At 60.3% G+C, this 22780-nt stretch carries 25 protein-coding genes and 2 tRNA genes; 8 read left to right on the top strand and 19 right to left on the bottom strand.

Features of this window, described 5'->3' with window-relative positions; all coding sequences use genetic code 11:
- The first annotated feature begins 2 nt into the window (after nt 1-2).
- Genes WDX12_RS16465 through WDX12_RS16485 form a run of 5 tightly spaced genes read left to right on the top strand, consistent with a single transcriptional unit; the run spans nt 3 to nt 5743 of the window.
- Complete coding sequence (locus tag WDX12_RS16465) at nt 3-209, top strand: hypothetical protein (RefSeq protein ID WP_434725561.1); 207 nt, start codon at nt 3-5, stop codon at nt 207-209.
- Nucleotides 206-2233 (top strand): DNA sulfur modification protein DndD, encoded by a 2028-nt coding sequence (dndD, locus tag WDX12_RS16470; protein ID WP_434725562.1) that lies wholly within the window; start codon nt 206-208, stop codon nt 2231-2233. The genes WDX12_RS16465 and dndD overlap by 4 nt, the downstream gene beginning before the upstream one ends.
- Complete coding sequence (locus WDX12_RS16475; protein WP_434725563.1) at nt 2233-3720, top strand: FtsK/SpoIIIE domain-containing protein; 1488 nt, start codon at nt 2233-2235, stop codon at nt 3718-3720. Before dndD ends, WDX12_RS16475 begins: the two co-directional genes overlap by 1 nt.
- Nucleotides 3721-3722: 2 nt before the next feature.
- Entirely contained in the window at nt 3723-4865 is a 1143-nt protein-coding gene (locus tag WDX12_RS16480; protein ID WP_434725564.1) for an AAA family ATPase, read from the top strand.
- Nucleotides 4865-5743 carry a hypothetical protein gene (locus WDX12_RS16485; protein ID WP_434725565.1) on the top strand — a complete coding sequence of 293 codons (879 nt, stop codon included), beginning with the start codon at nt 4865-4867 and terminating at the stop codon, nt 5741-5743. The genes WDX12_RS16480 and WDX12_RS16485 overlap by 1 nt, the downstream gene beginning before the upstream one ends.
- A gap of 179 nt (nt 5744-5922) precedes the next feature.
- Here the strand turns inward: WDX12_RS16485 and WDX12_RS16490 are convergent, their stop codons facing one another.
- Nucleotides 5923-7311: an anti-phage deoxyguanosine triphosphatase gene (locus WDX12_RS16490; protein WP_434725566.1), complete on the bottom strand. Its 1389-nt coding sequence runs from the start codon at nt 7309-7311 to the stop codon at nt 5923-5925.
- Nucleotides 7312-7526: 215 nt separating this feature from the next.
- Between WDX12_RS16490 and WDX12_RS16495 the strand changes: the two genes are divergently transcribed.
- On the top strand, nt 7527-7988 hold the full coding sequence (locus tag WDX12_RS16495; RefSeq protein WP_434725567.1) for a hypothetical protein: 462 nt from the start codon (nt 7527-7529) through the stop codon (nt 7986-7988).
- Nucleotides 7989-8627: 639 nt separating this feature from the next.
- Here the strand turns inward: WDX12_RS16495 and WDX12_RS16500 are convergent.
- The 11 genes from WDX12_RS16500 to WDX12_RS16550 form a co-directional block, all read right to left on the bottom strand.
- Nucleotides 8628-9935 carry a tyrosine-type recombinase/integrase gene (locus WDX12_RS16500; RefSeq protein ID WP_434725568.1) on the bottom strand — a complete coding sequence of 436 codons (1308 nt, stop codon included), beginning with the start codon at nt 9933-9935 and terminating at the stop codon, nt 8628-8630.
- A 212-nt stretch (nt 9936-10147) separates the two neighbouring features.
- Nucleotides 10148-10223: transfer RNA gene (locus WDX12_RS16505), tRNA-Phe, on the bottom strand.
- A 165-nt stretch (nt 10224-10388) separates the two neighbouring features.
- Nucleotides 10389-10610: a DNA gyrase inhibitor YacG gene (gene yacG, locus WDX12_RS16510; RefSeq protein ID WP_434721239.1), complete on the bottom strand. Its 222-nt coding sequence runs from the start codon at nt 10608-10610 to the stop codon at nt 10389-10391.
- Nucleotides 10607-11233, bottom strand: coding sequence for a Maf-like protein (locus tag WDX12_RS16515; RefSeq protein WP_434721240.1), 627 nt, complete (start codon nt 11231-11233; stop codon nt 10607-10609). Before WDX12_RS16515 ends, yacG begins: the two co-directional genes overlap by 4 nt.
- Nucleotides 11234-11252: 19 nt before the next feature.
- Entirely contained in the window at nt 11253-11471 is a 219-nt protein-coding gene (infA, locus tag WDX12_RS16520) for a translation initiation factor IF-1 (protein WP_006200926.1), read from the bottom strand.
- Nucleotides 11472-11642: 171 nt separating this feature from the next.
- Nucleotides 11643-12053 carry a low molecular weight phosphatase family protein gene (locus WDX12_RS16525; RefSeq protein WP_434725647.1) on the bottom strand — a complete coding sequence of 137 codons (411 nt, stop codon included), beginning with the start codon at nt 12051-12053 and terminating at the stop codon, nt 11643-11645.
- 163 nt (nt 12054-12216) lie between these two features.
- Nucleotides 12217-12702, bottom strand: coding sequence for a UPF0262 family protein (locus tag WDX12_RS16530; protein ID WP_320298769.1), 486 nt, complete (start codon nt 12700-12702; stop codon nt 12217-12219).
- A gap of 2 nt (nt 12703-12704) precedes the next feature.
- Nucleotides 12705-13997 (bottom strand): histidinol dehydrogenase, encoded by a 1293-nt coding sequence (gene hisD / locus WDX12_RS16535; protein WP_434721241.1) that lies wholly within the window; start codon nt 13995-13997, stop codon nt 12705-12707.
- Between the two features lie 7 nt (nt 13998-14004).
- A complete protein-coding gene (locus WDX12_RS16540; protein WP_320298771.1) occupies nt 14005-14439 on the bottom strand; it encodes a DUF2948 family protein in 435 nt (144 codons plus the stop codon).
- A 341-nt stretch (nt 14440-14780) separates the two neighbouring features.
- Complete coding sequence (murA, locus tag WDX12_RS16545; protein ID WP_320298772.1) at nt 14781-16073, bottom strand: UDP-N-acetylglucosamine 1-carboxyvinyltransferase; 1293 nt, start codon at nt 16071-16073, stop codon at nt 14781-14783.
- Between the two features lie 153 nt (nt 16074-16226).
- Nucleotides 16227-16475 carry a hypothetical protein gene (locus WDX12_RS16550; protein WP_434721242.1) on the bottom strand — a complete coding sequence of 83 codons (249 nt, stop codon included), beginning with the start codon at nt 16473-16475 and terminating at the stop codon, nt 16227-16229.
- 224 nt (nt 16476-16699) lie between these two features.
- Here WDX12_RS16550 and WDX12_RS16555 point away from each other — a divergent pair.
- Nucleotides 16700-16774: transfer RNA gene (locus WDX12_RS16555), tRNA-Thr, on the top strand.
- 37 nt (nt 16775-16811) lie between these two features.
- Here WDX12_RS16555 and WDX12_RS16560 read toward each other — a convergent pair.
- Complete coding sequence (locus WDX12_RS16560) at nt 16812-17498, bottom strand: GGDEF domain-containing protein (protein WP_434725648.1); 687 nt, start codon at nt 17496-17498, stop codon at nt 16812-16814.
- 328 nt (nt 17499-17826) lie between these two features.
- Complete coding sequence (locus WDX12_RS16565) at nt 17827-18537, bottom strand: thermonuclease family protein (protein WP_434721243.1); 711 nt, start codon at nt 18535-18537, stop codon at nt 17827-17829.
- Between the two features lie 202 nt (nt 18538-18739).
- On the opposite strand from WDX12_RS16565, the gene WDX12_RS16570 reads away from it, so the two are divergent.
- The gene (locus tag WDX12_RS16570; RefSeq protein ID WP_320298776.1) at nt 18740-19276 is read left to right on the top strand and encodes a hypothetical protein; all 537 of its coding nucleotides are present in this window, start codon (nt 18740-18742) and stop codon (nt 19274-19276) included.
- 40 nt (nt 19277-19316) lie between these two features.
- On the opposite strand, the gene WDX12_RS16575 is transcribed toward WDX12_RS16570, so the two are convergent.
- The 5 genes from WDX12_RS16575 to WDX12_RS16595 all read right to left on the bottom strand — a co-directional run bounded on the left by WDX12_RS16575 (nt 19317) and on the right by WDX12_RS16595 (nt 22779).
- The gene (locus tag WDX12_RS16575) at nt 19317-19877 is read right to left on the bottom strand and encodes a hypothetical protein (protein WP_434721244.1); all 561 of its coding nucleotides are present in this window, start codon (nt 19875-19877) and stop codon (nt 19317-19319) included.
- On the bottom strand, nt 19874-20392 hold the full coding sequence (locus tag WDX12_RS16580) for a L,D-transpeptidase (RefSeq protein ID WP_434725649.1): 519 nt from the start codon (nt 20390-20392) through the stop codon (nt 19874-19876). Before WDX12_RS16580 ends, WDX12_RS16575 begins: the two co-directional genes overlap by 4 nt.
- A gap of 100 nt (nt 20393-20492) precedes the next feature.
- Nucleotides 20493-21656 (bottom strand): AAA family ATPase, encoded by a 1164-nt coding sequence (locus WDX12_RS16585; protein ID WP_434721245.1) that lies wholly within the window; start codon nt 21654-21656, stop codon nt 20493-20495.
- The gene (locus WDX12_RS16590) at nt 21653-22240 is read right to left on the bottom strand and encodes a TadE/TadG family type IV pilus assembly protein (protein WP_434721246.1); all 588 of its coding nucleotides are present in this window, start codon (nt 22238-22240) and stop codon (nt 21653-21655) included. The genes WDX12_RS16585 and WDX12_RS16590 overlap by 4 nt, the downstream gene beginning before the upstream one ends.
- A gap of 41 nt (nt 22241-22281) precedes the next feature.
- Nucleotides 22282-22779 (bottom strand): TadE/TadG family type IV pilus assembly protein, encoded by a 498-nt coding sequence (locus tag WDX12_RS16595; RefSeq protein ID WP_320298780.1) that lies wholly within the window; start codon nt 22777-22779, stop codon nt 22282-22284.
- Nucleotide 22780: the final 1 nt, after the last annotated feature.

Genomic DNA, 22780 nt, shown 5'->3' on the forward strand with positions numbered 1-22780 from the left:
GAATGCGGGACAAGGAACTCAGGAAAAGGATTGTTACCGATGTCTGCGGTGGCATGGGCCTCGATCCTGATGTGATTTTTCAGCTATTGGCGCTGGAGAACGAACATCGCGATCTTTTTGCCTGGGGTTCGCGACCAAATCTTCGCAGGGATATTGCCGCGATCGTTGAGCAGGAGCTTGAGAAGCGCCGGAAGGCAGGCACGATTTGAAATTCACACGTGTCGTCCTTGAGAATGTTTTCGCCTATGACGGAGAAGTCGAATTTGACCTCTCCAAGACGCAGCCTGGGCGCAACATTGTGCTCATTTGGGGTCGCAACGGTATGGGGAAGACTAGCTTCCTCAATTCGGTGAAGCTCCTCTTTACTGGAGCCAATGACAGTGAAACCAGGAAGGTCGGATTTCCTCCCAGCAAATTGAGCTTCCAGCAGTACATTCTAGGAGACGGAGCGCGCTGGACAGGGATCATCAACCGAGCCGCGCGCCGTCGAAATGTCAATCTGAACCAGCCGGTTGACGCTCGTATCGAAATCAGTTGGGAAAATCAGAACGAGTCATATACCGCCAAGCGATGGTGGACCGTCCATGGCGATGAGGTAACGGAAGGAGTCCATGTAGACCGCAAGGGCGAACGCTTGGCGGCCGCGGCAGCACAAGACTTCCTCGAGGAGACCTTGCCGTCTGCCTTTATCAAGTTCTTCTTTTTTGATGGGGAGGAGATCAAGACGATCGCGGAATCGTCCGGCAGTCTCCAGAGTGACTTCGACCGCTTGTTGCAGATTACCTTCGTAGATGATTTGGCCATTGAGCTTGAGAACCTTGCCAAGGAGCGCCGCCAACGTGGGCTGGAGTCGCAGCTGCGCGACCGCCTCGACAGTGCGAAGAACGAGCTCAACAAGGCTACGACGGCGGAACTTAAGGCACGGGAGAAGCTCGCGGAATATAGCGATCAGCTCGATGCTGACAGCATCGAGCTGAGACGGCTACAACTTCGGCGCACTAACCTCAGCTCTGGGGCTTCGGAAGCGCAGCGCGAAGCGCTCGAGACACAGCGGGAAAAGCTATCGGCTCAGTTGGAACAGGTTACGGAGGCGATCGTCAACCAATTGCCCGCGGACATTCCCGTGCTTGCTAACATGCGCTTGCTCAAACAGGCATCCAGTCAGGTCGAGGCCCGACTGGCGGCCGGAGGATCTGCGGAAGCGAACTTCGTGCGTGTGGTAACTGCGCAGTTGCCAGAATGGGTGGGTGAAGCATCGCCTGATCTGGCTTCCAAACAGGTCGAGCTGATATCGTCGCACCTTAGTGACAGGCTACACCAATCAGTCGCTGTGGTAACCACCAGCGGATTGTTTGCAAAAGCCGATCTGGTTGCAATGGAGCGCGTCCGCCAGGCCTTGGAATATTGGTCCGTCGCCGGCATTGAACGTCGGGAAAGCCAAGCCCGGTTGTTGCTCGACGCTCACCGGATAAAGTCCGACTTGCAAGAGGTCGGAGAGGCGCTCTTGCATATCGAAGTAGGGGCTCAAGGTAACGTGGAGGAGTTTCGAAAGGTTGCCAACCGTATCGCGGAACTCGACCAAGCCGTGGCGTATCAAAACCAACAAAAAGGCATTTGGACCAACAAGATCGCCGAGGAGAAGGCCAAACAGATCGCCTCGGCAGCCGAGATTGCGCAACTGGAGGCAAATCAGGATCAGGCCTCTCAGGGAGCAAAGGACAATCGCGTGCTGATGCAGATCGCAAAAGCGCTTAATGAGATTGGGGAGGCGCTGCGAGGCGCCACTCGAAGTGAACTGGAAGAAAAGTTGAATGATCGGTTCCGTCGGATCATTAGTCATCCGCTAATCTTCAGAATTCAAGTCGACGACACATATACGCTCAGTTATTTTGACAAATCCGAAAAACTGATAGGAAGAACGAGCCTTTCGAGTGGGATGAAGCAGTTGGTCGCTACCGCGCTGCTTTGGGCGATGAAGGACAGTGCCGGAAGCGAAATGCCTGTCATTATCGATACTCCCTTGGGCCGTATTGACAGGGAAAATCAGGACCACCTCTTGCGTGCGTATTATCCGTCTCTTTCGCACCAAGTGATCATCCTGCCCACCAATGCAGAGATCGACAGTCGAAAGCGGGCTATCCTAGAGCCACATGTGGCCTCACACTACCGCATCGTCAACGAAAGCGGTGATGCTGCCCGCGTTGAGGCCGATGCCCTCGTGGAGCTCCCCTGATGGTCGCACGCGTACAGTTGACAAAGAGTGAGCGGGAGATCGTCGAGCGGATCAAACGGGAAGGCTGGCGATCCAAGCTGGATAACTGGACCATTGGCAGACTGGCCCTGGCCCGCTCATTGCAGCTTCCAGACGTGCCGGATCGGGAGGCTTACAAGGTGTTGGCGGCCCAGCCAGGTGGAATCGAACTCCACTCGCAGCAACTGACCGGGGAAGGCAAGGGGAGCCGTGACGACGTCACGGATCTCTATCGATCGTTATTGTCGGTCTACGAAGGTACCGACCTTTTTGCCGACGACGACGAGTTCCATGCTGCCCTGCAACGCCACGTTCGGAGAGGACTTGCGGCGATTGCAGGGGAGTGGGACCCAAAATCTGACATTAATCGATATGTCGTCGAAGAACTTTTCGCGGAGCGTTCTGTGGACGCCGAGCCCTCGGTGCGGGATGCCGAACTCGGTGCCCGCGTTACTAGGGTGCTCGGGCAGATCGGCGTTGGAGCTACACTCCTCGACACTTTCGAAGGACCGCGGTTGACAAGGTTCACCTACGAGTTGGCCCAACTTGGGGATCTCGACCGTTTGAAACGGGGCATCGGAAAGATTGGCTTTGCCTTGGGTCTAGGCGAGCGGGTGGCGGGGTTGAGTGTTGGCACCGCGGAACGGACGGTACTCCTAGACATTCCCCGTGCGCCCGCCACCTGGAAAACCGTTGAGTGGTCGCAACTCCGCGGCGTTCTGCGGTCTGAGCCGGCCTTGGTCATGGCCCTACCTGTTGCTCTCGGTACTGACGTAGTCGGCGAGCCGCTTCTCGTCGACTTGGCTGAAGCTCCGCACCTATTTGTTGGTGGTACGACAGGCAGCGGCAAGAGCATGTGCTTGCATACAATACTGCTATCCCTCATTGACGACATGAAACGCGCACCGGACCTTCTTTTGGTCGATCCCAAGACTGTGGAGTTCGCTGGCTATAAGGGACTTCCAAATCTCATCACAGGCGCGCCAGTGGTTACAGCCGACGCTGCGGTCGTGGCCCTGGAGGGTTTGGTCGAAGAAATGGATCGCCGCCAGGCGATCTTGAACGAGTTTGGCGCGAAGGACATTGCCGAAGCCATCAGCAAAGGCGCCAAGCTCAAGCGAATCGTAGCGATTATCGACGAGCTCGGCGACCTTTTCATGACTCGCGAAGAGATAGAACTGCCGTTGATCCGATTAGCTCAGAAGGCGCGCTCGGTTGGTATTCACCTGGTGTTGGCCACTCAACGGCCGGAGGCCGCGACCTTTCCTGGAATGCTAAGGTCCAATATCCCGAGTCGCATCGGCCTAACAGTCCAGAAGGCTGCGGAGTCGCGCATCATCTTGGACGAAGGTGGGGCGGAAGAACTCCTTGGCCGAGGAGACATGCTGGTTAAGTTCACCGGTCGTTCGATGACGCGAGCTCACGGCTGCCGCGTGCTCCCGTCGGACATCGGCAACGCTGTGAGGTAGAGATGCCCGAACTCGTTGTTTCCGACTGGAAACTGATACGCCTAACACTCGAGGACTTGGGACCCTTCAGGCAGGGGCAGCAAAGATTCGAATTCTTTGGGGTGGATACTGAAAATAATACCCCCACCGGCGCCGGACCGGCCAATCTCTATATGCTGTTGGCCAAGAATGCACACGGTAAGACTACAGTCATGGATACGATATCTGGACTGTTTGGCTTGCTGAACGAACCGCCGGTCGGACGCTTCTCTGTCTTTCCGACCAGCGGCCGAGCCCAACTCGATATGCGAGGGACGTGGACGGTCGACGGTAGATCGCAGACGGTTCTGCTTTCGCTATGGACGGGTTCGGAAGGACCTTTGCATACTTGGGCCGAGGAAGAAATGGTCGAAGTCGCCCAGGCGCAGATCTGGGCTAAGCTTGGTCTAACCGCGATTCCGAAAGGTGTATGGACGGCAGAAGATACAAACGAATTGGGGGAATTACTGCTCAAGACTGTCCGTGCGCAACTTGGAGAACCTCCAACGCAGCTGTTTGGAGAGTCGCAAACGCTGCCGACCGTACTGTATTTCCCCGCCGAACGACGCGTTGTGGCTCCTAAGGACATCGGTGCAGTCGCTCGCCCCGACAAATGGGGCTACCAGCCCTCGCAAATTTTCGAGTCTGACGGGCCCGATTGGGGAAGCTCGATAGACAATGTCCTTGTTTGGCTCGAATGGCTGGGCGATCGTCGCCTCGACGAGTTGTTGGATTTCCTCAATGAGATTCTATTTCGGGACGACGATGGCAAGCGGTTGCTTAAACCCCATCGTGAAGAACTGCGCACGTACGTTCAGACACGATACGGGATTCATTCGTTAGCGGCATTGAGCCACGGAGAACGTGCGATACTGCAGATAATGGCGCGCACGCTAACCCACATGACGTCGAATACCATCATTCTTATCGATGAAGTCGAGATACATCTGCATTCTCGCTGGATGAACCGCATGTATGAAGCAATGAAATCTCTGCTGAGAAAGTATCCATCCTTCACTGTGGTGTTCACTACCCACAATCGAGAGCTGATCCAGGTGTTTCGCCATCGGGTCAAAGAGGAAGGGTTGGTTAAAGGCGGCTTTCTAATCGAAGATGAGATCCAATAATGCCGGGGTTGGGAGAGACAATTGACAGTGATGATCTTGAGCATCGTTACCTAGGAAAAGTAATCATTTTTGTTGAGGCGCCGGGCGATGCCGCGGTCCTTGGAATGTTAATCGGGCCTGGGTACGACGAGCGAATAGAATTTAAATCTTTTGCGGAAGCCAAAGGTTCCGTTGCTACGAAAGACAGAGTCAAAGAGGAGCGTCAGTCGAACAAAAAGATATTTGCACTACTGGACGGAGAGGCTGCTGTGATGGAAATGGGAGGGTTTGCCCGACTCTTGTATTGCGATACGTTCATCTTCTCGCTAGGCGACCCGAATCTTGAAGGAGTTTTATTCCTAGCCGAGCACGAGCTGGAGAATATTATACTTCGCCAGGCGAATGTGTGCCATTATATCATCAATGATGAGACATTGATGGGAGTGGGGGCCAAAAGTCGTGATGACGTGGCGGCTGCCATAACCAATACTATAGAGCGACAGTTTGCCGCCGCCGTCTGTAAGTACGCGAGCATTCATCTGAACCGTGAGGGGAAAATGGCTGGTGCCTTCAAAAAGGCTGTCTGGGATGACCCGACACCGTCCACCATGAAAACCGTCAAAGTAAGGGTGGTAAATGCCCACAAGGCACATTGGCCAACGTTTTACGCAGAGGTGCGCGAGTTGAAGGCCGCGATCAAAGAGCGCTTCGAACCCTTGGACAATGATCGTCGGTCCGACGAAATGGCGAGATTGGCGGATGGGAAGACGGCACTCTCCTGGCTGGCGCACAGCTATAAGATCGACAAAAAGTGGCTGGGACATCTGATGGAGCAGGTGACCGCTATGCCGTATGCGGATCGGCTACGTGAGGAGATATTTGAGGCCACCGGAGCTTGACCACCAAGGCCGTCGATCCGAAAGGGCTCAGTTCGCCAACGCACATCGCCCTTGGACGCTACCCGTCGATCAAATAGAGCGTGATCTCAAAGACTAGCGGACCCCGCTTGGCAAAACCACCATATGGTCTGACTACAGTAGGGTTAGACCGCTACCGATTGCACCCTATGCAATAGCACTTAGAGCTTGTCGAATACCGATCCCATCCTGGGGCTAAATAGCCGCTCATAGGTTTTAAGCAGGTAGCCATCGGTCATGCCGGACACGTAGTCGCAAATGACTCGCATTGGGTTGGCGTGGGATTCGAGTAGCGCTTGGGCGTCTTTCGGCAAGAATGCCGACGGCTCGCTCGCTATCGCCTCGAAGACTGCAACAACCATCTGTTGTCCTTTGAACTCCAAGTGCTGCACGTTCGGACTGCGAATTACTGCGGAATAAACCAGGTCTTTCAATGCCTTCAGAAATGCTTTTGGACCATCTTCCATAGCTGCACGGTAGCGGACCAGCGGTTCTTCGAATTCGTCGCGCACCTCAATCTTGCAGTGGGTCAGAAAGTGGGCCACCAGTCGGCTGATGAAATGTTTGCGCTCGCCGCTGTCCCCAAACATGGCAGAGACGACACGTTCGTAGACATCATTTCCGAATTCGGCAGGATACTTCTCCTTGAGCTTATCGAGGAAAACCGCACATTTCTCTTCTGGGACATATTTACGGAAGTCGCTGTCGCTCACGAGCTTGAGCGCGAGGCTGTCTTCCAGGTCGTGAACACCAAAGCTGATATCGTCGGCCAAGTCCATTATGCTGCAGTCGAACGATTTGTGTAGAGGGTCATAGTGTTTTTCCAGCCTCGTTGCAAAACTGGTAAAAATCTGGCGATCTTTTTCCGACAGAGGCTCCAGTATCCAATCGACAACGTCCTGTTCACTGCTCAAATAGCATTTGGGTGGCTTGGATTTGTCGCGATCGATTATCTTTATCGCTGTCGTGTGTTCATTGAGTTGTGGCTTCAACGACGGATTGGATGCCATCTCATAGGGAACAGGATACTTCAGAACGCCCAGGAGCGTGCGACGTGTCAGATTCGCCCCATGATTTTTTGAGAAACGCTCAAGTTTGGACAGGATACGAAGGGTCTGGCCGTTGCCTTCAAAGCCACCGTCGCCGCGCATGCAATAATTAAGCGCAACCTCGCCGCCGTGGCCAAATGGGGGGTGCCCGAGGTCATGGGTGCATCCGATTGCCTGAATGAGGCTGCGTGTGGGGATATATGTTGCGGGAGGTTGTCCTTCATATTCCTTGGCGAACTGTTTTGCGAGGACGCCGGCGATTTGGGCGACCTCCAGTGAGTGGGTGAGGCGTGTCCTGTAAAAGTCGCTGTCCCCTAAGTTGAGGATCTGCGTCTTCCCCTGCAAACGGCGAAACGAAGCTGAATGGATAACCCGAGCATATTCGATATCACCGACGTCCCGTGCATCCTCGGGCTGTGCTTTCCAAATTTCGCGACGTTCCGCCCAAACCAATTTTACACCCCACAGCCTTCGAGAACCGAGCGACTGACGCCCTTTCAACTTTGCTGTCTATCTTTATCTTATTGTTGCCGTGTCGCGATAGCCGGCCGTGCCCTCACATATCCTGCCCCACGTGTAAATGACCCGCGACCGCATGCTGCACAACGGGCGAGGACCAATTTGCGTTAAGCCCAAAATGGCAAGCATCCCACTCGACAACGCGGACGTTCGCAAGCAGGTTGATTATCACTGTGTGAAGGGGGCTCGCCGAGGACATGACGACAGAGATATATTTCTTGAGATCATTGGGAGGGCGCGGCGAGGAACTGCTTGAGGCTGAGGAGTACTATGGTTACTTCGCGGAGGCCGTTGACGATGACCTTCATCGCCGCGGTGGTCCGCCCCTTCCTTGCTTGTTGAGCTTCACCCAAGGGAAGATCACCCACTCCGGCACGCTGCTCGTGGGCAACAAGGCGGCGGCAGGCTCGAAGCGTGTCAACATCAGCAAGATCCGCAAGCTTGTCGAACCGATCCGAACGGCATTGCTCGTCGTCGGCTTGGCATCAGCTCAACATCGGCGCAGTCTCCAGGAGCAGTTGCGGCGGAGCGGCCTCATCGCCGGCGACACGGCCGTCGCGCTGCTAGAGGCAATCCACTTGATCGCCCCTTCTCTCGCGATTGAGATCGATCGCTTCGAATGTGATCGTGAGAGAATTGCACTACTGCCTTCAAGATAGAAGGCGGCGTTGGCGTTTGAGAAGGAGATGCTGGGCACGTCGCTTTCCTTCTCGGTCTCGATCGCGAGCAACTGCGTGAGTGGCGGCTGCCGGACGAAGACAACGCGCCCTTTCTCGACGGATTGGACCAGGTGCGGATGCGCGAAGATGCCATGGGATGAACGACATGGCCGTGGTGCCTGGATTCGAATTTGTACGGCCCGTGGCGCGAAGCCGGCGGCGCTTTCCGGAGCGACACCGTAAGACTCACCGTGGTACTCGCAAATCATCTGGCGATCGAGGAACAGCTTGGCGCTGACCTCATCTATTACAATGAGGCTACAATCAATCCGCGGCGCTCGCCCCGATTGTGCAGCGTTGCTCGCAATGAGGTCACCTCCAGAACGGCAGCTTATCGCAAATCCTAGCCGAAGCCCGCCAGGCCGGTAACGTTCGTCGCGGGTTAATCGACCCTTCTTGTGCGACGACGAGACACCGCGGAGGGAATACTAGTCCTCCTCCTGATCCTTAGGTTCGCCAGACCATACGAGAGAATACGAAGGAAATGTGTGGCCAACTTAACGTATTGATTTCCTGTGAAAAACGATGACCCTCCGGCCTGCAACATTGGTCGCCCAGTTTCGGTGTTTTCGACGGGGTTCAGTGTGATTTTCGGAGGTTGGAGATTTGTCTCGGCGTTTGGTCGACCGTCGATGTTGGATTCAAAGTAGATCCTGGCAACGGCGTATGGACGGTGGATTTGCCATGTCCTCCAATCGAGATTACCCCCGCGTTTTTGCTCTCGAGTTCATCCAGATAATCGGCCCACCATTGAATCATCTTGACGCGCTCTTCCCAGTGCTCTGCCCGGGCGTAGGCCCGACGAACGTCGTTGTTCTCAATGTGGGCCAGCTGCCGTTCTATGGCGTCCGGATGCCACTTTCCACATTCGTTTAGCAGAGTTGATGCCGTTGCTCGAAAACCGTGCGCGGTAGCTTCTTCCTTGCCATAGCCCATACGACGCAGGGCGGCGTTGAGCGTGTTGTCAGAAATCGGACGCGAACCCGATCTAACACTAGGAAACAACAGCGATCCACCACGAGAGATTTCTCTAAGTGAGGTCAGGACGCTGACGGCCTGCCTGGAAAGAGGTACGCGGTGCGGCCGTCGCATCTTCATGCGTCCTTCAGGGATGCTCCACACGGAGCTCTCGAAATCGAACTCGTCCCATCCGGCCGCGCGCAGCTCGCCGGGGCGGGGAAACAGCAGGGCCATCAGCTTCAGAGCGGCTCGGGTTGTCGGCTGTCCGTCAAATGCATTAATTGCCCTCAGCAAGCCTCCCAAGGCCTTAGGATCGGTAACCGCGGCACGGGGCGTGACCGTCGGACCGACGAGTGCGCCCCTCAGGGCGAGCGTCGGATCTACATCGGCGCGTGCGGTTGCGATTGCATATCGAAACACGCTGCCGATGGTGGAGCGCATTCGCCTGGCCGACTCGTATCGACCACGAACCTCCACGCTGCGGAGAGCGGCAAGAATTGTGGCCGGATCGATCTCCCGAACGCTTTTGTCCCCAAACGTTGGATAGGCAAAGTCGAGCAGCCATTTGACCTTGGTGATGGTCCGGTCGGCACGTCCCTCCTTCTTCAGCTTGTCGACATACTCCTCCGCGATTGAGCGAAAGGTGTCCTCCGCCGAAGCCTTTTGCGACTTACGCTCCTGTGCGGGGTCGATGCCACGTAGGAGGAGACGTTTGGCGGTATCGCGCGCCTCGCGTGCCTCAGCGAGGGAGATGAGGGGATAGCTGCCCAACGCCAGAAGCTTCTGCTTGCCGCCAAAACGATAGGCGAGGCGCCATAGGCGAGATCCGGTAGGCTGCACCCAAAGCTGGAGCCCGCCACCGTCAGACAATTTCACGAGCTTGGAAGCGGGTCGGGCATTACGGCATTTTACGTCGGAAAGAGCCATTTTCGGGACCTCCCTTTGGCTGCATCGATACCATCAGGATCTCCAATACCAGCGAAAATACCAGCCCCCCGCCTCGTTGGACCAACTGCGCCGAAATTCCACGAAACCCGACCATCCGCGCTTTGCGCACTGAAATCAGTAAGGATTTCAGCTAGTTGCCGAGACAGAAGCGTAGAGGCTTCGGCGAAAGAGACTGTCGGGAGAAGAGGGGATGGTGCCCAGAGGCGGATTCGAACCACCGACACGCGGATTTTCAGTCCGCTGCTCTACCAACTGAGCTATCTGGGCCTGTGCCGGCTAACGGGATGCGCCCGCCGGGTTTCACGAAGGCACCAGGCGGCGCCCCTTGAAAGCGCGTGGGTTATAGCACGGGAATTCTGCCTGTCCAGCGCCTAGCTGTTGATTTCGTCAGGAAAGAAAAATCGCCGGGAAACGGTCGGTCGCCGGCTGCGCTCACGGCTCGTCCTTGGACGTCGGGCCCGGCTTCGGGCTGTCGTCTTCTTCCTCTTCGCCGTCGCGGCCGGGAATGACATAGGCGCCCTTCAGCCAGCGATTGAGGTCGATGTCCTTGCAGCGCGCCGAGCAGAACGGATAATGCTCGCGCGCCGACGGCTTGCCGCATTCGGGGCAGGGCCGCTTCAGCCGCAGCGGCGTCACCTTGTCGTCCAGGCTCATGAGCGCGCGGCGTGCCAGTTCCGGTGCGCCTTGAAGCCTTCGCCGGAAAGCAGCGCCACGCTCTCGTAGAGCGGCAGGCCGACCACATTGGTGTAGGACCCGACGAGCTTGACGACGAAGGAACCGGCCAGGCCCTGCACGGCATAGCCGCCGGCCTTGCCGCGCCACTCGCCCGAGGCGACATAGGCGTCGATCTCCTCGCGCGGCAGCCGCTTGAAGCGCACCCTTGTCTCCACGAGCCGTTGGCGCAGCTTGCCGCCGGGCGTGATCAGGCAGATGCCGGAATAGACACGGTGCGAGCGGCCGGAAAGCAGGCCGAGGCAATTGATGGCGTCGTCGATCGTCTCGGCCTTGGGCAGGATACGCCGCCCGACCGCCACCACCGTGTCGGCGGCGAGGATGAAGGCGGGCGCATAGTCCTCCTCGCTCTTCAGCGAGGCCAGCGCCTTCTCGGCCTTGTCCTTGCAAAGGCGCTTGGCCAGCGAGCGCGGATGCTCGGCGCGCAGCGGCGTCTCGTCGACATCGGCGGGCAGCACCCGGTCCGGCTCGATGCCGGCCTGCTGCAGCAGTTCGATGCGGCGCGGCGAACCCGAGGCAAGCACGAGCTTCTGCAGGATGCTCATCGCGGTCGGCGCCAGGCTGTTACTTGAAACGGTAGGTGATGCGGCCCTTGGTCAGGTCGTAAGGCGTCATCTCGACCAGGACCTTGTCGCCGGTCAGCACGCGGATGCGGTTCTTGCGCATGCGGCCGGCCGTGTGGGCGATGATTTCGTGTTCGTTTTCGAGCTTCACCCGGAACATCGCATTGGGCAGCAGTTCGGTGACCACACCTGGAAACTCGAGGACTTCTTCCTTCGGCATTCGATACCTTTGCTTGGATGGGCGTTCCGGCGCCTAGAGCATGATGCCGAAAAGTGTGAAGCGGTTTTCGGACGACATCATGCTCTACTCTTGATCTGGAGTCGGATGATTTCCGACTCCAACCGGAATTTGCGCGGAACCTATATGATAATCGTCCGCTTGTGAACAAGCTTAATCCGGGGCGCTTTCAGCCCCTGGTGCCGCAAAACGTCGGCTTATGCGCGCTTTCAGCCGCTCGCGCACGTCGCGATAGGCGGCCATGATGTGCTCGCGCGTGCCGCCGGTGTCGGTCGGGTCGGGCATCGGCCAATATTCGACCTCGACTGCCAGCGATCGGGTGAACTCGAGCGCCGCGTGGTGCGCTTCAGGCGCCAGCGTGACGATCAGATCGAAATAGTCGTCTTCCAGCTCGTCCAATGTCCTGGGCTGGCGCTCGCCGAGCGACAGGCCCTCTTCGGCCAACACCGCGTCGACGAACGGGTCCCGCTCGCCGGCGCGCACGCCGGCCGAAGCGACGAAGGTGGTGGCGGGAAGCATGCGGCGCGCCAGCTGTTCCGCGATCGGCGAGCGCACGGCGTTCATGCCGCACAGGAACAGGATCGAATGCGGCAGGGCGGCCAGCACTAGAGCATGATCCCGAACCGGAGGTCAGCGCACGCAAAAAGTGGGAACCGGTTTTCGGAGAAGATCATGCTCCAACAAAGAGTTAGATCAGGATGGCGATTCAACGAAACGTCATCCTGATCTAGCCCCGCCAGTGCAGCACGCAGACCAGCGTGAACAGCCGGCGCGCCGTGTCGAAGTCGATCTCGATCTTGCCGGCGAGCCGGTCCATCAGCGTTTGCGAGCCCTCGTTGTGCAGGCCGCGCCGGCCCATGTCGATCGCCTCGATATGGCTGGGCGTCGAGGAGCGGATCGCCTCGTAATAGCTTTCGCAGATCAGGTAATAGTCCTTGACGATGCGCCGCAGCGGCGTCAGCGACAGGATGTGGGTGACCACCTCCGCGTCGTTCTCGCGGCTGACGGCGAAGACCAGGCGCTGCTCGGCCAGCGAAAGCTTCAGCCTGTATGGACCGGCGCCGCCATCATTGACCGGCCGAAAACTGTTCTCCTCGATGAGGTCGAAGATCGCCACGGCCCGCTCGTGCTCGACGTCGGGCGTCGAACGCCCGATCGATTCGTCGAGCTCGACGTCGATCAGCCTGTCACGGGTTTGGTCGTGGCCAGACATCGCTACATGTTCAACCTGATCGCGACGGAGCGGGCATGGGCATCGAGGCCTTCCGCCTTGGCGAGCGCGATCGCGGCCGGCGCCAGCGTCTTGAGCTGATCCGGCCCGAGCTTCAGGATCGAGGTGCGCTTGACGAAATCGAGCACGGACAGACCCGACGAGAAACGCGCCGAGCGTGCCGTCGGCAGGACGTGGTTGGAGCCGCCGACATAGTCGCCGATGACCTCCGGCGTATGGCGACCGATGAACACGGCGCCGGCGTTGCGCATCCTCGAAAGAAAGCCCTCGGCATCGTCGAAAGCGAGCTCGACATGCTCGGCCGCGATCCTGTCGACCAGCGGCAGCGAGGCTTCCAGCGTCGGCACCAGGATAACCGCGCCGAAATCGCGCCAGCTCGCGGCCGCCGTCTCGGCGCGCGGCAGCACCTTGAGCTGGCGTTCGACCGCCTGCTCCACCGCCTTGCCGAATTCGGCGCTGTCGGTGATCAGGATCGACTGCGCCGATATGTCGTGCTCGGCCTGCGCCAGAAGGTCGGCCGCGATCCAGTCCGGATCGTTGTTGGCGTCGGCCACCACCAGAACTTCCGACGGCCCGGCGATCATGTCGATGCCGACGGTGCCGAAAACCTGGCGCTTGGCGGCCGCGACATAGGCATTTCCCGGCCCCACGATCTTGGCGACGGGCCTGATCGTCTCGGTGCCGTAGGCAAGTGCTGCAACCGCCTGCGCGCCGCCGACGCGGTAGATCTCCGAAACGCCGGCAAGGTCGGCGGCCACCAGCACCAGCGGATTGACGCCGCCGCCCGAGGCCGGCACGACAATGGCGATGCGCTCGACGCCGGCGACTTTGGCAGGCACGGCGTTCATCAGCACCGAGCTCGGATAGCTGGCCGTGCCGCCCGGCACGTAAAGGCCGACCGCTTCGATCGCCGTCCAGCGCGAGCCGAGCTCGACCCCGGCGGCATCCGTATAGCGGTCGTCCTTGGGCTTCTGCCGCTCGTGATGCGAATGGATACGCTCACGCGCGAATTTGAGCGCCTCGACGGTCGCCGGATCGGCTGCCTCATAGGCCTTGGCGATGTCGTCCTTCGAGACGGCGATGCCGAGCGCGCTGAGATCGGCCTTGTCGAACTTCAGCGTGTAATCGATAAGCGCCTTGTCACCCTCGGCGCGCACGCGCTCGATGATGCCGCGCACGACGGCCTCGACGTCGGCCGACACCTCGCGCTTGGTGGTGAGGAAGGCCGAAAAACGCTGTTCGAAATCGGCGTCCTGCTGTCGGAGCGTAATCGCCATTGCGCTTTTAGCCTCTGTGCACGGGTCGCGAGGTGGCTTCCCAGGCGCCGCCGACATCGGCAAGCCGTGCCTCGACGCATTCGACGTCGAGCATGATGGTGCCGCCGCCCGAAAACACCAGTTCGACGATGCCTGCCGGTTTGCTGATGGCGATGAAGCTGATCGCCAGCAGCGACAGCACCTCGGCCGGCTTGTCGCGTTGAATGCCGCTGGTCTTGGCGCCGAGCACGCGATCGAAATGCAGAACGCTCTGTCGCCGTTCATTGTGCTGGCGCAACAGGCCGGACTTCGCTTCCCAGACGAAGCGGTTCATCGTCAGCACGAAGCGCTTGGCCGCCGGCAGATATTCCAGGTCGGAGACCTTCATCACGGCGTCCTGGACGTGCGCCGAGACGATGCTCAGATCCTGTTCGTCGAGCGCGATGAGCTTGAGAACTGCCATGCCGAATGCGCACCTGAAGGTTGGTTTCAGCCTCTGTTATGCGGTCTTTCCGGTCCGTGCAACCTCGGCACGGAGCCGGCCAAGGGCAATCACGTCAGGTCCGCGCCGCCCCTCATCGCCCTGCCGGGCACTTCTCCGCGTATGGTGACGGCGAGAAGGAAGGCCTTCGCCGAGGATTTCGCCAATCGCGAACGTTGCAGCAAAGGCGCCAAGGGCGCGGACAGCCCTTCTCCCCGTTTACGGGGAGAAGATGCCGGCAGGCAGATGAGGGGCGGCGCCAGCTTCAAAAAATTGGCCCCAACGCGCGCGCGACTTACTTTGGTGCACCCGCTTCGCGCGTATCAGCCCGAAATCCGCTCGATCACCGCGCCGCAGCCGGAAAGCTTTTCTTCCAGCCGCTCGAAGCCGCGGTCGAGGTGATAGACGCGGTTGACCGTGGTCTCGCCCTCGGCGGCAAGGCCGGCGATCACCAGCGACACCGAGGCGCGCAGGTCGGTCGCCATCACGGGCGCGCCCTTCAGCTTGGAAACCCCGTCGACGATCGCCGTCTGGCCGGAAAGCGTGATGTGGGCGCCGAGGCGTGCGAGCTCCTGCACATGCATGAAGCGGTTCTCGAAAATCGTCTCGGTGATGCGCGACTTGCCCTTGGCCATCGTCATCAGGCCCATGAATTGCGCCTGCAGGTCGGTCGGGAAGGCGGGGAACGGGGCGGTGGCCACGTCGACCGGCGCAATGCCGGCGCCGTTGCGCTTGACGCGGATGCCTTCATTGGTCGGCGTGATCTCGGCGCCGGTCTCGACAAGCACGTCGAGCGCGGTCTGCAACAGATCGGGCCGGGCGCCGTGCAGCATCACGTCGCCGCCCGTCATCGCCACGGCCATGGCATAGGTGCCGGTCTCGATGCGGTCCGGAATGACGCGCACGCGGGCGCCGGACAGCGCCTCGACGCCGTGGATGGTGATGGTCGAGGTGCCGGCGCCGTGTATCTTGGCGCCCATGGCGATCAGGCACTCGGCGAGATTGACGATCTCCGGCTCGCGCGCGGCATTTTCCAGCACGGTCTCGCCCTTGGCGAGCGAGGCCGCCATCATCAGCACATGGGTGGCGCCGACCGAGACTTTCGGAAATACGTAGCGATTGCCGATCAGGCGACCGTTCTTGGTCTTGGCGATCACATAGCCATTGTCGACATCGAGCTCTGCGCCCAGAACCTGCAGGCCCTCGAGGAACAGGTCGACCGGACGCGTGCCGATGGCGCAGCCGCCGGGCAGCGACACCTTGGCTTCGCCCATGCGGGCAAGCAACGGCCCGACTACCCAGAAGGAAGCGCGCATCTTCGAGACCAGCTCATAAGGCGCGGTGGTGTCGACGATGTTGCGGGCGGAAAAATTGATCGTGCGCGAATAGCCTTCCTGCTGCTTTTCGCGCCGGCCGTTGACGGAATAATCGACGCCGTGATTGCCGAGGATGCGGATCAACTGCTCGACATCTGCCAGATGCGGCACGTTTTCGAGCGTCAGCGTGTCGTCGGTGAGAAGCGAGGCGATCATCAGCGGCAATGCCGCGTTCTTGGCGCCCGAAATCGGAATGGTGCCGGCAAGCTCATTGCCGCCGACAATTCTGATGCGATCCATAAGAAAACGTCCCCTCGGCCAGAACAGGCCGGTTTCAATCGGTTGATGCGCCCCGGCTTAGACCATTGGCCGGCTTGGTTCAAGAAATAGGATTTCCCCGACTCCTTACCAACAAGCCCGGCCAACTGTGGCCGGCCAGTATGGCTGTTTTGGTCAGCCTTTGTGCATTTTTCCAGCAGCCGGCAACCCCTCCGGCCTTTCGTCGGCACTGCCGGCGCGTTGCTTGCCAATGTCGCCCGCGCGTTGCTTGTCAACGTCGCCGGCGCGTTGCTTGTCAACGTCGCCAACCCGCCGCGAGCGCGCCTGCGCCTTGCGCTTCTGCAGATTGGCGCGCAACGCCTCGGCCAGCCGGTCCTTACGCTCGCCGTCACTCTTTTTCGGTGGATTTGCCTTGTCGTTCATCGTCCATCCCTGACCGGCGGTCAGCCGGCCGCGATTCCGCAATGGCTAGCATTTTAACGCGGGCTTGTCATGAAAGCCGGCCGTCAGGCGGGTTTCACGCTGTGGATCAGCCGCGCATGCCGCTTTAAACTGCGGAATGGCGGCCAGGAATCATATGCGACGCTTTGGGTTTTTCTTGGCCTTGCGCTTGCCGGTTCGATATGGCAGAAGCGCCGCCATCGCAGGCTGCGGTAGCTCAGTGGTAGAGCACTCCCTTGGTAAGGGAGAGGTCGAGAGTTCAATCCTCTCTCGCAGCACCAGTTTTCCGAAACATCGAAGTGAGCGTGTCGAGCCGGCTCAGTTGGTGACGTGCGATAGCCGCAGGCCGGCTTCGTCCGGGGCCTCGGCCATGCCTTCCTCGGCGAAGCGGAACATGTCCTCGAAATCCAGCTCACGCTCGAAAATGACACCGCCGACACTGATCGCAAGCACGTCCTTGTCGCCTTTCGGCGCGAAATAAATCTCGCCGACCGTGCCGCGAATGCGCTCGCCAACGTCCTTGGCGTCCTCTTCGCTAGCGCCCGGCAGGAAGACGCCGAACATTGAGGTTCCGATCCGGCCGATCAGATCGTCCTTGCGCACTGCGGATCGGATGGCAGATGCGATCAGCCGCAAGGCCTCGTCGCCCCATTCGAGACCAAAACGCAGGTTGATCGAGGCCAGGTGTTCCGGATGGATGACCAGAAAGGCGCCCGAGCGCGGGCCGACCGGTCTCGCCGCCCTCCTGTCGACCATCGAGGTGAACACCTTGCCGTTAAGGCAGCCGGTCAGCTGGTCATAGGTGCCGGATTTGGTGAGTTCCTGCCGGTAGCGGCGGATCTCGATCTGTTGCCAGCCGAGCACGGCAAACAGCGGCAGACCGATGACGATCGGCACGACGATTGCCGTAACGGCCCCCCGGCCGAATGGCGTGAGGCTGTCGCTGAAAAGCATCAGGTAGTTCAGCGCGAGCGAAAGCCCGACGCAGGCGGCGGTGCCAAGCACGGCCAGCAAGATGAGGTGCCTCCACGTCTGAATAGGCGCGGTCGGTGTTTTCGCGGTCAAGGGCCGATCTCCTGTTCGACGCAATGGCTTACAGGAGGTCCGTTGCAATTTCGGTTTCACGATGCGTACAATTTGATGCAAGTCGGCATCTTCTCCATGGCAAGCGCTGGGTCCCACACAAAGGATATCGCGGCCGTTGCTTGCCCGATTTGATGGCCAGCCCGGCCGGTGGGGCCAGTCCAGGTTTTAGAATTGCTGAACAGCGCTGGCCATTCTGCTTTCACGCAGGTCCGGGACGGAACCGGCCACCGACTTTCACGCTATCGCGTTATTGCGGTGGGCCGAAAATGCCCATCCGGGCGTTTCTCGCCGCCATCTCCGCCTTGCCGTAAATGCCGGTGGGAGCGGCCATCGCCCAGCCGTTGGAAACCAGCCAGGCGCCGACATCCTGCTTGCCGAGCGCGCAGGGCGCCGCGATGGCGAAACGGTCGGCATCCGGCGGCAAGAGGCATTTCAGCGCCCGGCCGCGCAGCCAGGCGTTGAAGGCTGCCCGCGCCCGCTGGCCGCAGGGCCAGGCGGTGTTGTCGAACGTGCAGGTCCTGTCCGGGTCTATGTCGACCGTCCCGCTGATGGCGACCGTGCGTCCCATGGCTTCGAAGACCGCCGAGGAGGTCGCGACCGGACGGAAAAGCAGCGTCTCGCGCCAATCCCGCGGCATCGGTGTCTTAGGTCGCGGCGCAAGCCCGAGCTCGCCAAGCGGAGGACGCGGCTCCGTGCGCTCGATCCCGGACGGGTCGAGCGGCGGCGGCGCAATGAGATCCGCGGCGACCTTGCGCGCCGACCGGCCCGGTCGCGCGTCATGCGGAGGGGCATGGGAAGCCGCCTTCAGATGATCGGCGCCCTGAGCCGGTGCTATCGAGGGCGGGTCGGGCGGCAGCCGGCGCCCGCCCTCGGCGATCAGCACCATGCCTGCGAGCAGCCCGAGGCCGCCGAGCGCAGACGCCAGCAGCGGACGTCCAGGCGGATTCGCCTGGCTCACGCGCGGAACCTCGCGGGATAGCGGCGGCTGTCGATGCTGCCGCCCGGGCCCGACCCGTTAGCTCCTGTCGACACGGCGCCACCCCCGTTGAACCGGATCACACATTAGACATGAGCGACATTCCTTGAAAAGCAAGGCGTTGCGTTAAGTGTCGAGCAACCAATGCGGCCTAGAATCGGTCATCGGATGTCGAGGGGATGACATGATGCGCAAGCCGATACTGCTTTTTGCCTTTCCGGCCCTGATGCTGCTGCTGCTGGCGGCGGAGCGGGTGGCGGCGCTGCTGCTCGGATTCTACCCGGCCAGCCCCGCCGTGTGGCACGCCTGGCTCGAGCTGCGCCCGTTCTCGACCATGTTCTGGCAGCAGGCGCACGTCTATCTCGGCGGGTCGATGGCGCTCGATGCGGCCATTATCGTCTTCGCGGCAGGCGCCTGCTGGATGATTTGCCAGGCAAAAAGGTCCGCCGGATTCTTCCTCGCCAATCATGCCGCGCTGCTCTTTGCGGGCAAGATGATGGCGCTCAGCAGCCATGCGGAGACGGCAAGCACGATCGCCGCCTTCACCGTACCGAACGGCTGGCATTTTTCACTTATGCTCGACTTCAGCCTGCAGAACTGCCTAGTGCTGTGTCTCGGTCTCGCCGCCTGCGCCTACTGCCATGTCGCTTTCCTGCGCGAGGCCAGGGCGCGCGCCGAAGCCCGCACGGTGCGCATGCTTTCCCTGCAGCGCGATCTGTAATCCGCCGGTCTCGGCTCAAGCAGCCGGATGCTACGCGGGCTCAGTTGATCTTCTTGTAATAGACCTTGCCGTCGGGCTGTTGGATGCGCTGGTAGGACGGGTTGGGGCCTGGAGGCGCGACCTTGCGCTTGAAGGAGGGCTGTGCGTTTGCGGCATCGCCTCCGCTTGCGTCGGCCGCTGAGGCATCCGCCACCGTTGTGTTGTCGAGCAGGGCCGGCTCGACCGCCCCCGGCGCTGGCTCGCTTGCCGCGACGGGCTGGCCTTGCTCCAGCTTGGCTAGGTTGCCGTTGATCTGGCCGAAATTCGCCTGCAGCTGGCGGTCCAGCGTCTCGAACCGGCTCTGGAAGCCGTTGTTGACGGTATCGATGCGGGCGCCGATGCGTTGCTCGAACTGGCCGAGCTGTTCCAGCCGCGCCTCCATCGTCCTGAGGTCGTTGACGCCTCGATAGAGATAGACGGCGGCCGTCACATTGACGAAGGTCACGAGCACCGCCCCAACCGCGACGACACCGATCATTCTGGCCCGGCTGGGCTTTCCCGGAGCGACTTCCCTGTGACCCAGTTCGATTGCCGGAACGTCCGGCTCGCTGATCATCGTCATTCAACCACCACCTTTGCGCCCACCGCGACGCGCTTGAAGAGATCGATCACATCGGTGTTCGTCAGCCGGAAGCATCCGGACGTGCCGTCGAAACCGACGCCCTTGGGATCGTTGGTGCCATGGATGCGATAGAGCGTGTCGCGCCCGTCGCGCGACAGATAAAGCGCCCTGGCGCCGAGCGGATTGTAGGGTCCGGCCGGCACCATTGCCGGCAGTTCGGGTCGGCGCGCGCGCATTTCCTTGGGCGGGCGCCATTCCGGCCATTCGGTCTTGGAGGCGACCTTGACCGTTCCGGTCCAGCCGAAGCCGTCGCGGCCGACGCTGATCTGATAGCGCAGCGCCTGGCCCTGGCCCGTCACCAGATAGAGCGCCTTCTCGCTTTTACGGATGACGATCGTACCCGGCTGTTCGCCGGTGTGGAAGGCGACCGCCTTGCGCAGGCTGGGGCCCATCGCCGGCAGCGGCGGCAGCCCGGATCCGGCCTCCGCCAAACCGCAGGCCGATATCGACGCCATGCCGATCAGGCAAGCGGCCGCAAAATGCGTGGCGGTGCGACGCACTTGCTTTGCCGCAATTCCGGACGGAAAACCGCTTCGCACTTTTCCTGGAATTGCTCTAGCGCTGGGCATTGTCCAGCCGCTCCTTGAGCATGCGTTTCAAGTCCTTGTTGAAGCGCGCGCGCCCGTCCACCTCGGAGGGCAGGATGGCGCGGTTCAGCGCGTCGGCCAAGAGCGCGTTGTCCAGCGCCAGCGACTTGATGTTCGGCGCCTTGAAGATCTTCTCCAGCTCGCTGCGCGAGAAGTGGTTGCCGAACCATTTGCGCTTGTGCTTGTTGGCGACCAGCGTGATGCTGACCTTGTTGCCGCGCAACTCGCGGATCTTCTTGTGGAGCCGCTTGCCTTGTCTCAGCGAAGCGACGTTGAGCTCGAAGACGATGAAGATCTCGTCGCTCGTGCGCAGCACCGAATCGTGCCACGGCGTCTCGATATTGGGCAGGTCGATGACGATGTCGTCGAAGCGGTAGGCGACGAGATCGAGCAGCCTGAAGACGAAGTCGGAACCGTGCGGCTCGAACGGCAATTGCGGCCGCTCGAAGGAATAGAGCGTGAGGCCGGACGGCCGCGACAGCTTGATGACGTCCATCAGCTCGACGTCGAGCCGGTCCGGCTGGCCGATGATGCCGGAGAGGTCGAACTGGTTGAACTGGTTGAGATAGGCGCCGCAATTGGCGCTCTGGAAGTCGAGGTCGACGAGGCAGGTCGAGGCCGCCCGCTCGGCCGATTTCGAGGCAAGGTGCTCCGCCGCCGAGATCGCCAGCGTGGTGGCGCCGGCGCCGCCGCTGGCGGCGATGAAGGTGATGATACGGCTCTTGGTGCCCTGGCTGCCCGTGTCGTGGAAGGTGACGGCGTTGAGCAGCTCCTTGGCGTCGAGCGGCTTGTGCAGCCAGTCGGACGCGTTCATGCGCACCAGGACGCGCGTCTGCTCGGAGGTGAGCTCGTCGGAGATCGCGATCAGCGGCACCGACGCCCAGGCCGCGCGCGCCTCGACGATCGCCGGATTGCCGAGCAGCTCGCCATTGCCGAGATCGAGGATGATGATGCCCGGCCGGCTGTCGGCCGGCGGCCCCTTCAGGAACTCCGCCGCGTCCGAGATCCTGACGTCATAGATCGCCAGCGCGTCGAGCCGCGTGGTGACATCGCGCTTGAAATTCGCATCGGCGGAAAACAGCGCCACTTGCTTTCGCTTGGTCGGGAGAACTCTGGTGTCGATGGCGTTCATGGGAAAGTGCTCTTCATGTCTTCGCCCGTGACCGTGCTCAGCATGGAGGGCATGGTGATGTTGTTGAACCCGAGCAACCCGGCCAGGAAAAAGAATTTGAATTGATGATTGACGATGCTGACGGTTATGGTTGGGACGGGGCCGTTGGGGCGGGTCCAGTAGCCGAGGCCGGACGCCTGGTACTGGATCTGCACTTCGGATTTGGCCAGCAATGGCAGGAATGTCTGCATTCCAGGTCGGCTACTGTTGCCGTTGAAAATGAAGTCGAAGGCCGCCTGGTTTGCGGTTAGGTCCTGGCATGTAGCCCCCGATCCGCAGGTGCACGAGGCAACTCCTGCAGCGCTGGCTGTGCAGATGTAATTATAGGTATTGGCCGGGACAGGGTTGCCTACGTCCAGCGAGTTGCTGGGCGTTTTTGCCTCCAGCAAAAGCCCACTTGCGACCGGATTGGAAATCTGCGCCAGTCTTGCTCCGACCTGCACCGCCTTGTTGGCGGCATTCCATTGGTAGAAGGCATAGCCGAAATCGACGAAGCCGAGCAGCAGCGTCAGCAGCATCGGCATGGCAATGGCCATCTCGACCATCGTCGACCCTGATTGGCTCGCCCAAAATTTGTGTGGCAGCCTCACCATCCGAAGACGCGCTCCTGATGGGACACGGACAGGCTGATTTGACCAAAACCGAGATAGGACCAGAAGCCGAGATCCGGATAGGGATAGGATGTGCTGACCTCCACGACAACGACGTTGGCGGTGCTGCTGAGGTAAAGTTCAGTACCGGTAGCGGGATCGATCGCTGGAGTGGATGATACCGGGGTGATTGTAACTTGACTTGGCAGCCATCCACTCACCCGAGCGCTGGTGCCGTTGATCGCCCCGTTGGCCGCAAGCGTCTGTGCCAGCCCCTTGCATGTATCCCAATCACTGCTGCAACGCGCCATATAACGAGCCGCATCCTTGACGCCGGCGTCGAGGAGCATGCGCGTGTTCAGGATGTTGCCGAATTCGAACACGCCGCCGGCCAGCAACAACACGAACGGCGTCACGATAGCCACTTCGACCAAGGCGGCTCCGTCGACGTCGCTGTTAAAACGCTGGATGATATGTTTGAGCGCGGCCAGCATG

The sequence above is a fragment of the Mesorhizobium sp. RIZ17 genome, from assembly GCF_051127865.1.
Taxonomy (GTDB): domain Bacteria; phylum Pseudomonadota; class Alphaproteobacteria; order Rhizobiales; family Rhizobiaceae; genus Mesorhizobium; species Mesorhizobium humile.

Coding starts and splice junctions, on each gene's coding strand:
- WDX12_RS16495 (WP_434725567.1), top strand. CDS start 7,527: ATGACGACAGAGATATATTTCTTGAGATCATTGGGAGGGCGCGGCGAG.
- WDX12_RS16515 (WP_434721240.1), bottom strand. CDS start 11,233: ATGAGCATCCTGCAGAAGCTCGTGCTTGCCTCGGGTTCGCCGCGCCGC.
- WDX12_RS16465 (WP_434725561.1), top strand. CDS start 3: ATGCGGGACAAGGAACTCAGGAAAAGGATTGTTACCGATGTCTGCGGT.
- WDX12_RS16540 (WP_320298771.1), bottom strand. CDS start 14,439: ATGGCAGTTCTCAAGCTCATCGCGCTCGACGAACAGGATCTGAGCATC.
- WDX12_RS16550 (WP_434721242.1), bottom strand. CDS start 16,475: ATGAACGACAAGGCAAATCCACCGAAAAAGAGTGACGGCGAGCGTAAG.
- WDX12_RS16590 (WP_434721246.1), bottom strand. CDS start 22,240: ATGGTCGAGATGGCCATTGCCATGCCGATGCTGCTGACGCTGCTGCTC.
- yacG (WP_434721239.1), bottom strand. CDS start 10,610: ATGAGCCTGGACGACAAGGTGACGCCGCTGCGGCTGAAGCGGCCCTGC.
- murA (WP_320298772.1), bottom strand. CDS start 16,073: ATGGATCGCATCAGAATTGTCGGCGGCAATGAGCTTGCCGGCACCATT.
- WDX12_RS16595 (WP_320298780.1), bottom strand. CDS start 22,779: ATGCTGGCCGCGCTCAAACATATCATCCAGCGTTTTAACAGCGACGTC.
- WDX12_RS16580 (WP_434725649.1), bottom strand. CDS start 20,392: ATGGCGTCGATATCGGCCTGCGGTTTGGCGGAGGCCGGATCCGGGCTG.
- WDX12_RS16530 (WP_320298769.1), bottom strand. CDS start 12,702: ATGTCTGGCCACGACCAAACCCGTGACAGGCTGATCGACGTCGAGCTC.
- WDX12_RS16480 (WP_434725564.1), top strand. CDS start 3,723: ATGCCCGAACTCGTTGTTTCCGACTGGAAACTGATACGCCTAACACTC.
- infA (WP_006200926.1), bottom strand. CDS start 11,471: ATGCCGAAGGAAGAAGTCCTCGAGTTTCCAGGTGTGGTCACCGAACTG.
- hisD (WP_434721241.1), bottom strand. CDS start 13,997: ATGGCGATTACGCTCCGACAGCAGGACGCCGATTTCGAACAGCGTTTT.
- WDX12_RS16585 (WP_434721245.1), bottom strand. CDS start 21,656: ATGAACGCCATCGACACCAGAGTTCTCCCGACCAAGCGAAAGCAAGTG.
- WDX12_RS16525 (WP_434725647.1), bottom strand. CDS start 12,053: ATGAACGCCGTGCGCTCGCCGATCGCGGAACAGCTGGCGCGCCGCATG.
- WDX12_RS16570 (WP_320298776.1), top strand. CDS start 18,740: ATGATGCGCAAGCCGATACTGCTTTTTGCCTTTCCGGCCCTGATGCTG.
- WDX12_RS16500 (WP_434725568.1), bottom strand. CDS start 9,935: ATGGCTCTTTCCGACGTAAAATGCCGTAATGCCCGACCCGCTTCCAAG.
- WDX12_RS16475 (WP_434725563.1), top strand. CDS start 2,233: ATGGTCGCACGCGTACAGTTGACAAAGAGTGAGCGGGAGATCGTCGAG.
- WDX12_RS16575 (WP_434721244.1), bottom strand. CDS start 19,877: ATGACGATGATCAGCGAGCCGGACGTTCCGGCAATCGAACTGGGTCAC.
- WDX12_RS16485 (WP_434725565.1), top strand. CDS start 4,865: ATGCCGGGGTTGGGAGAGACAATTGACAGTGATGATCTTGAGCATCGT.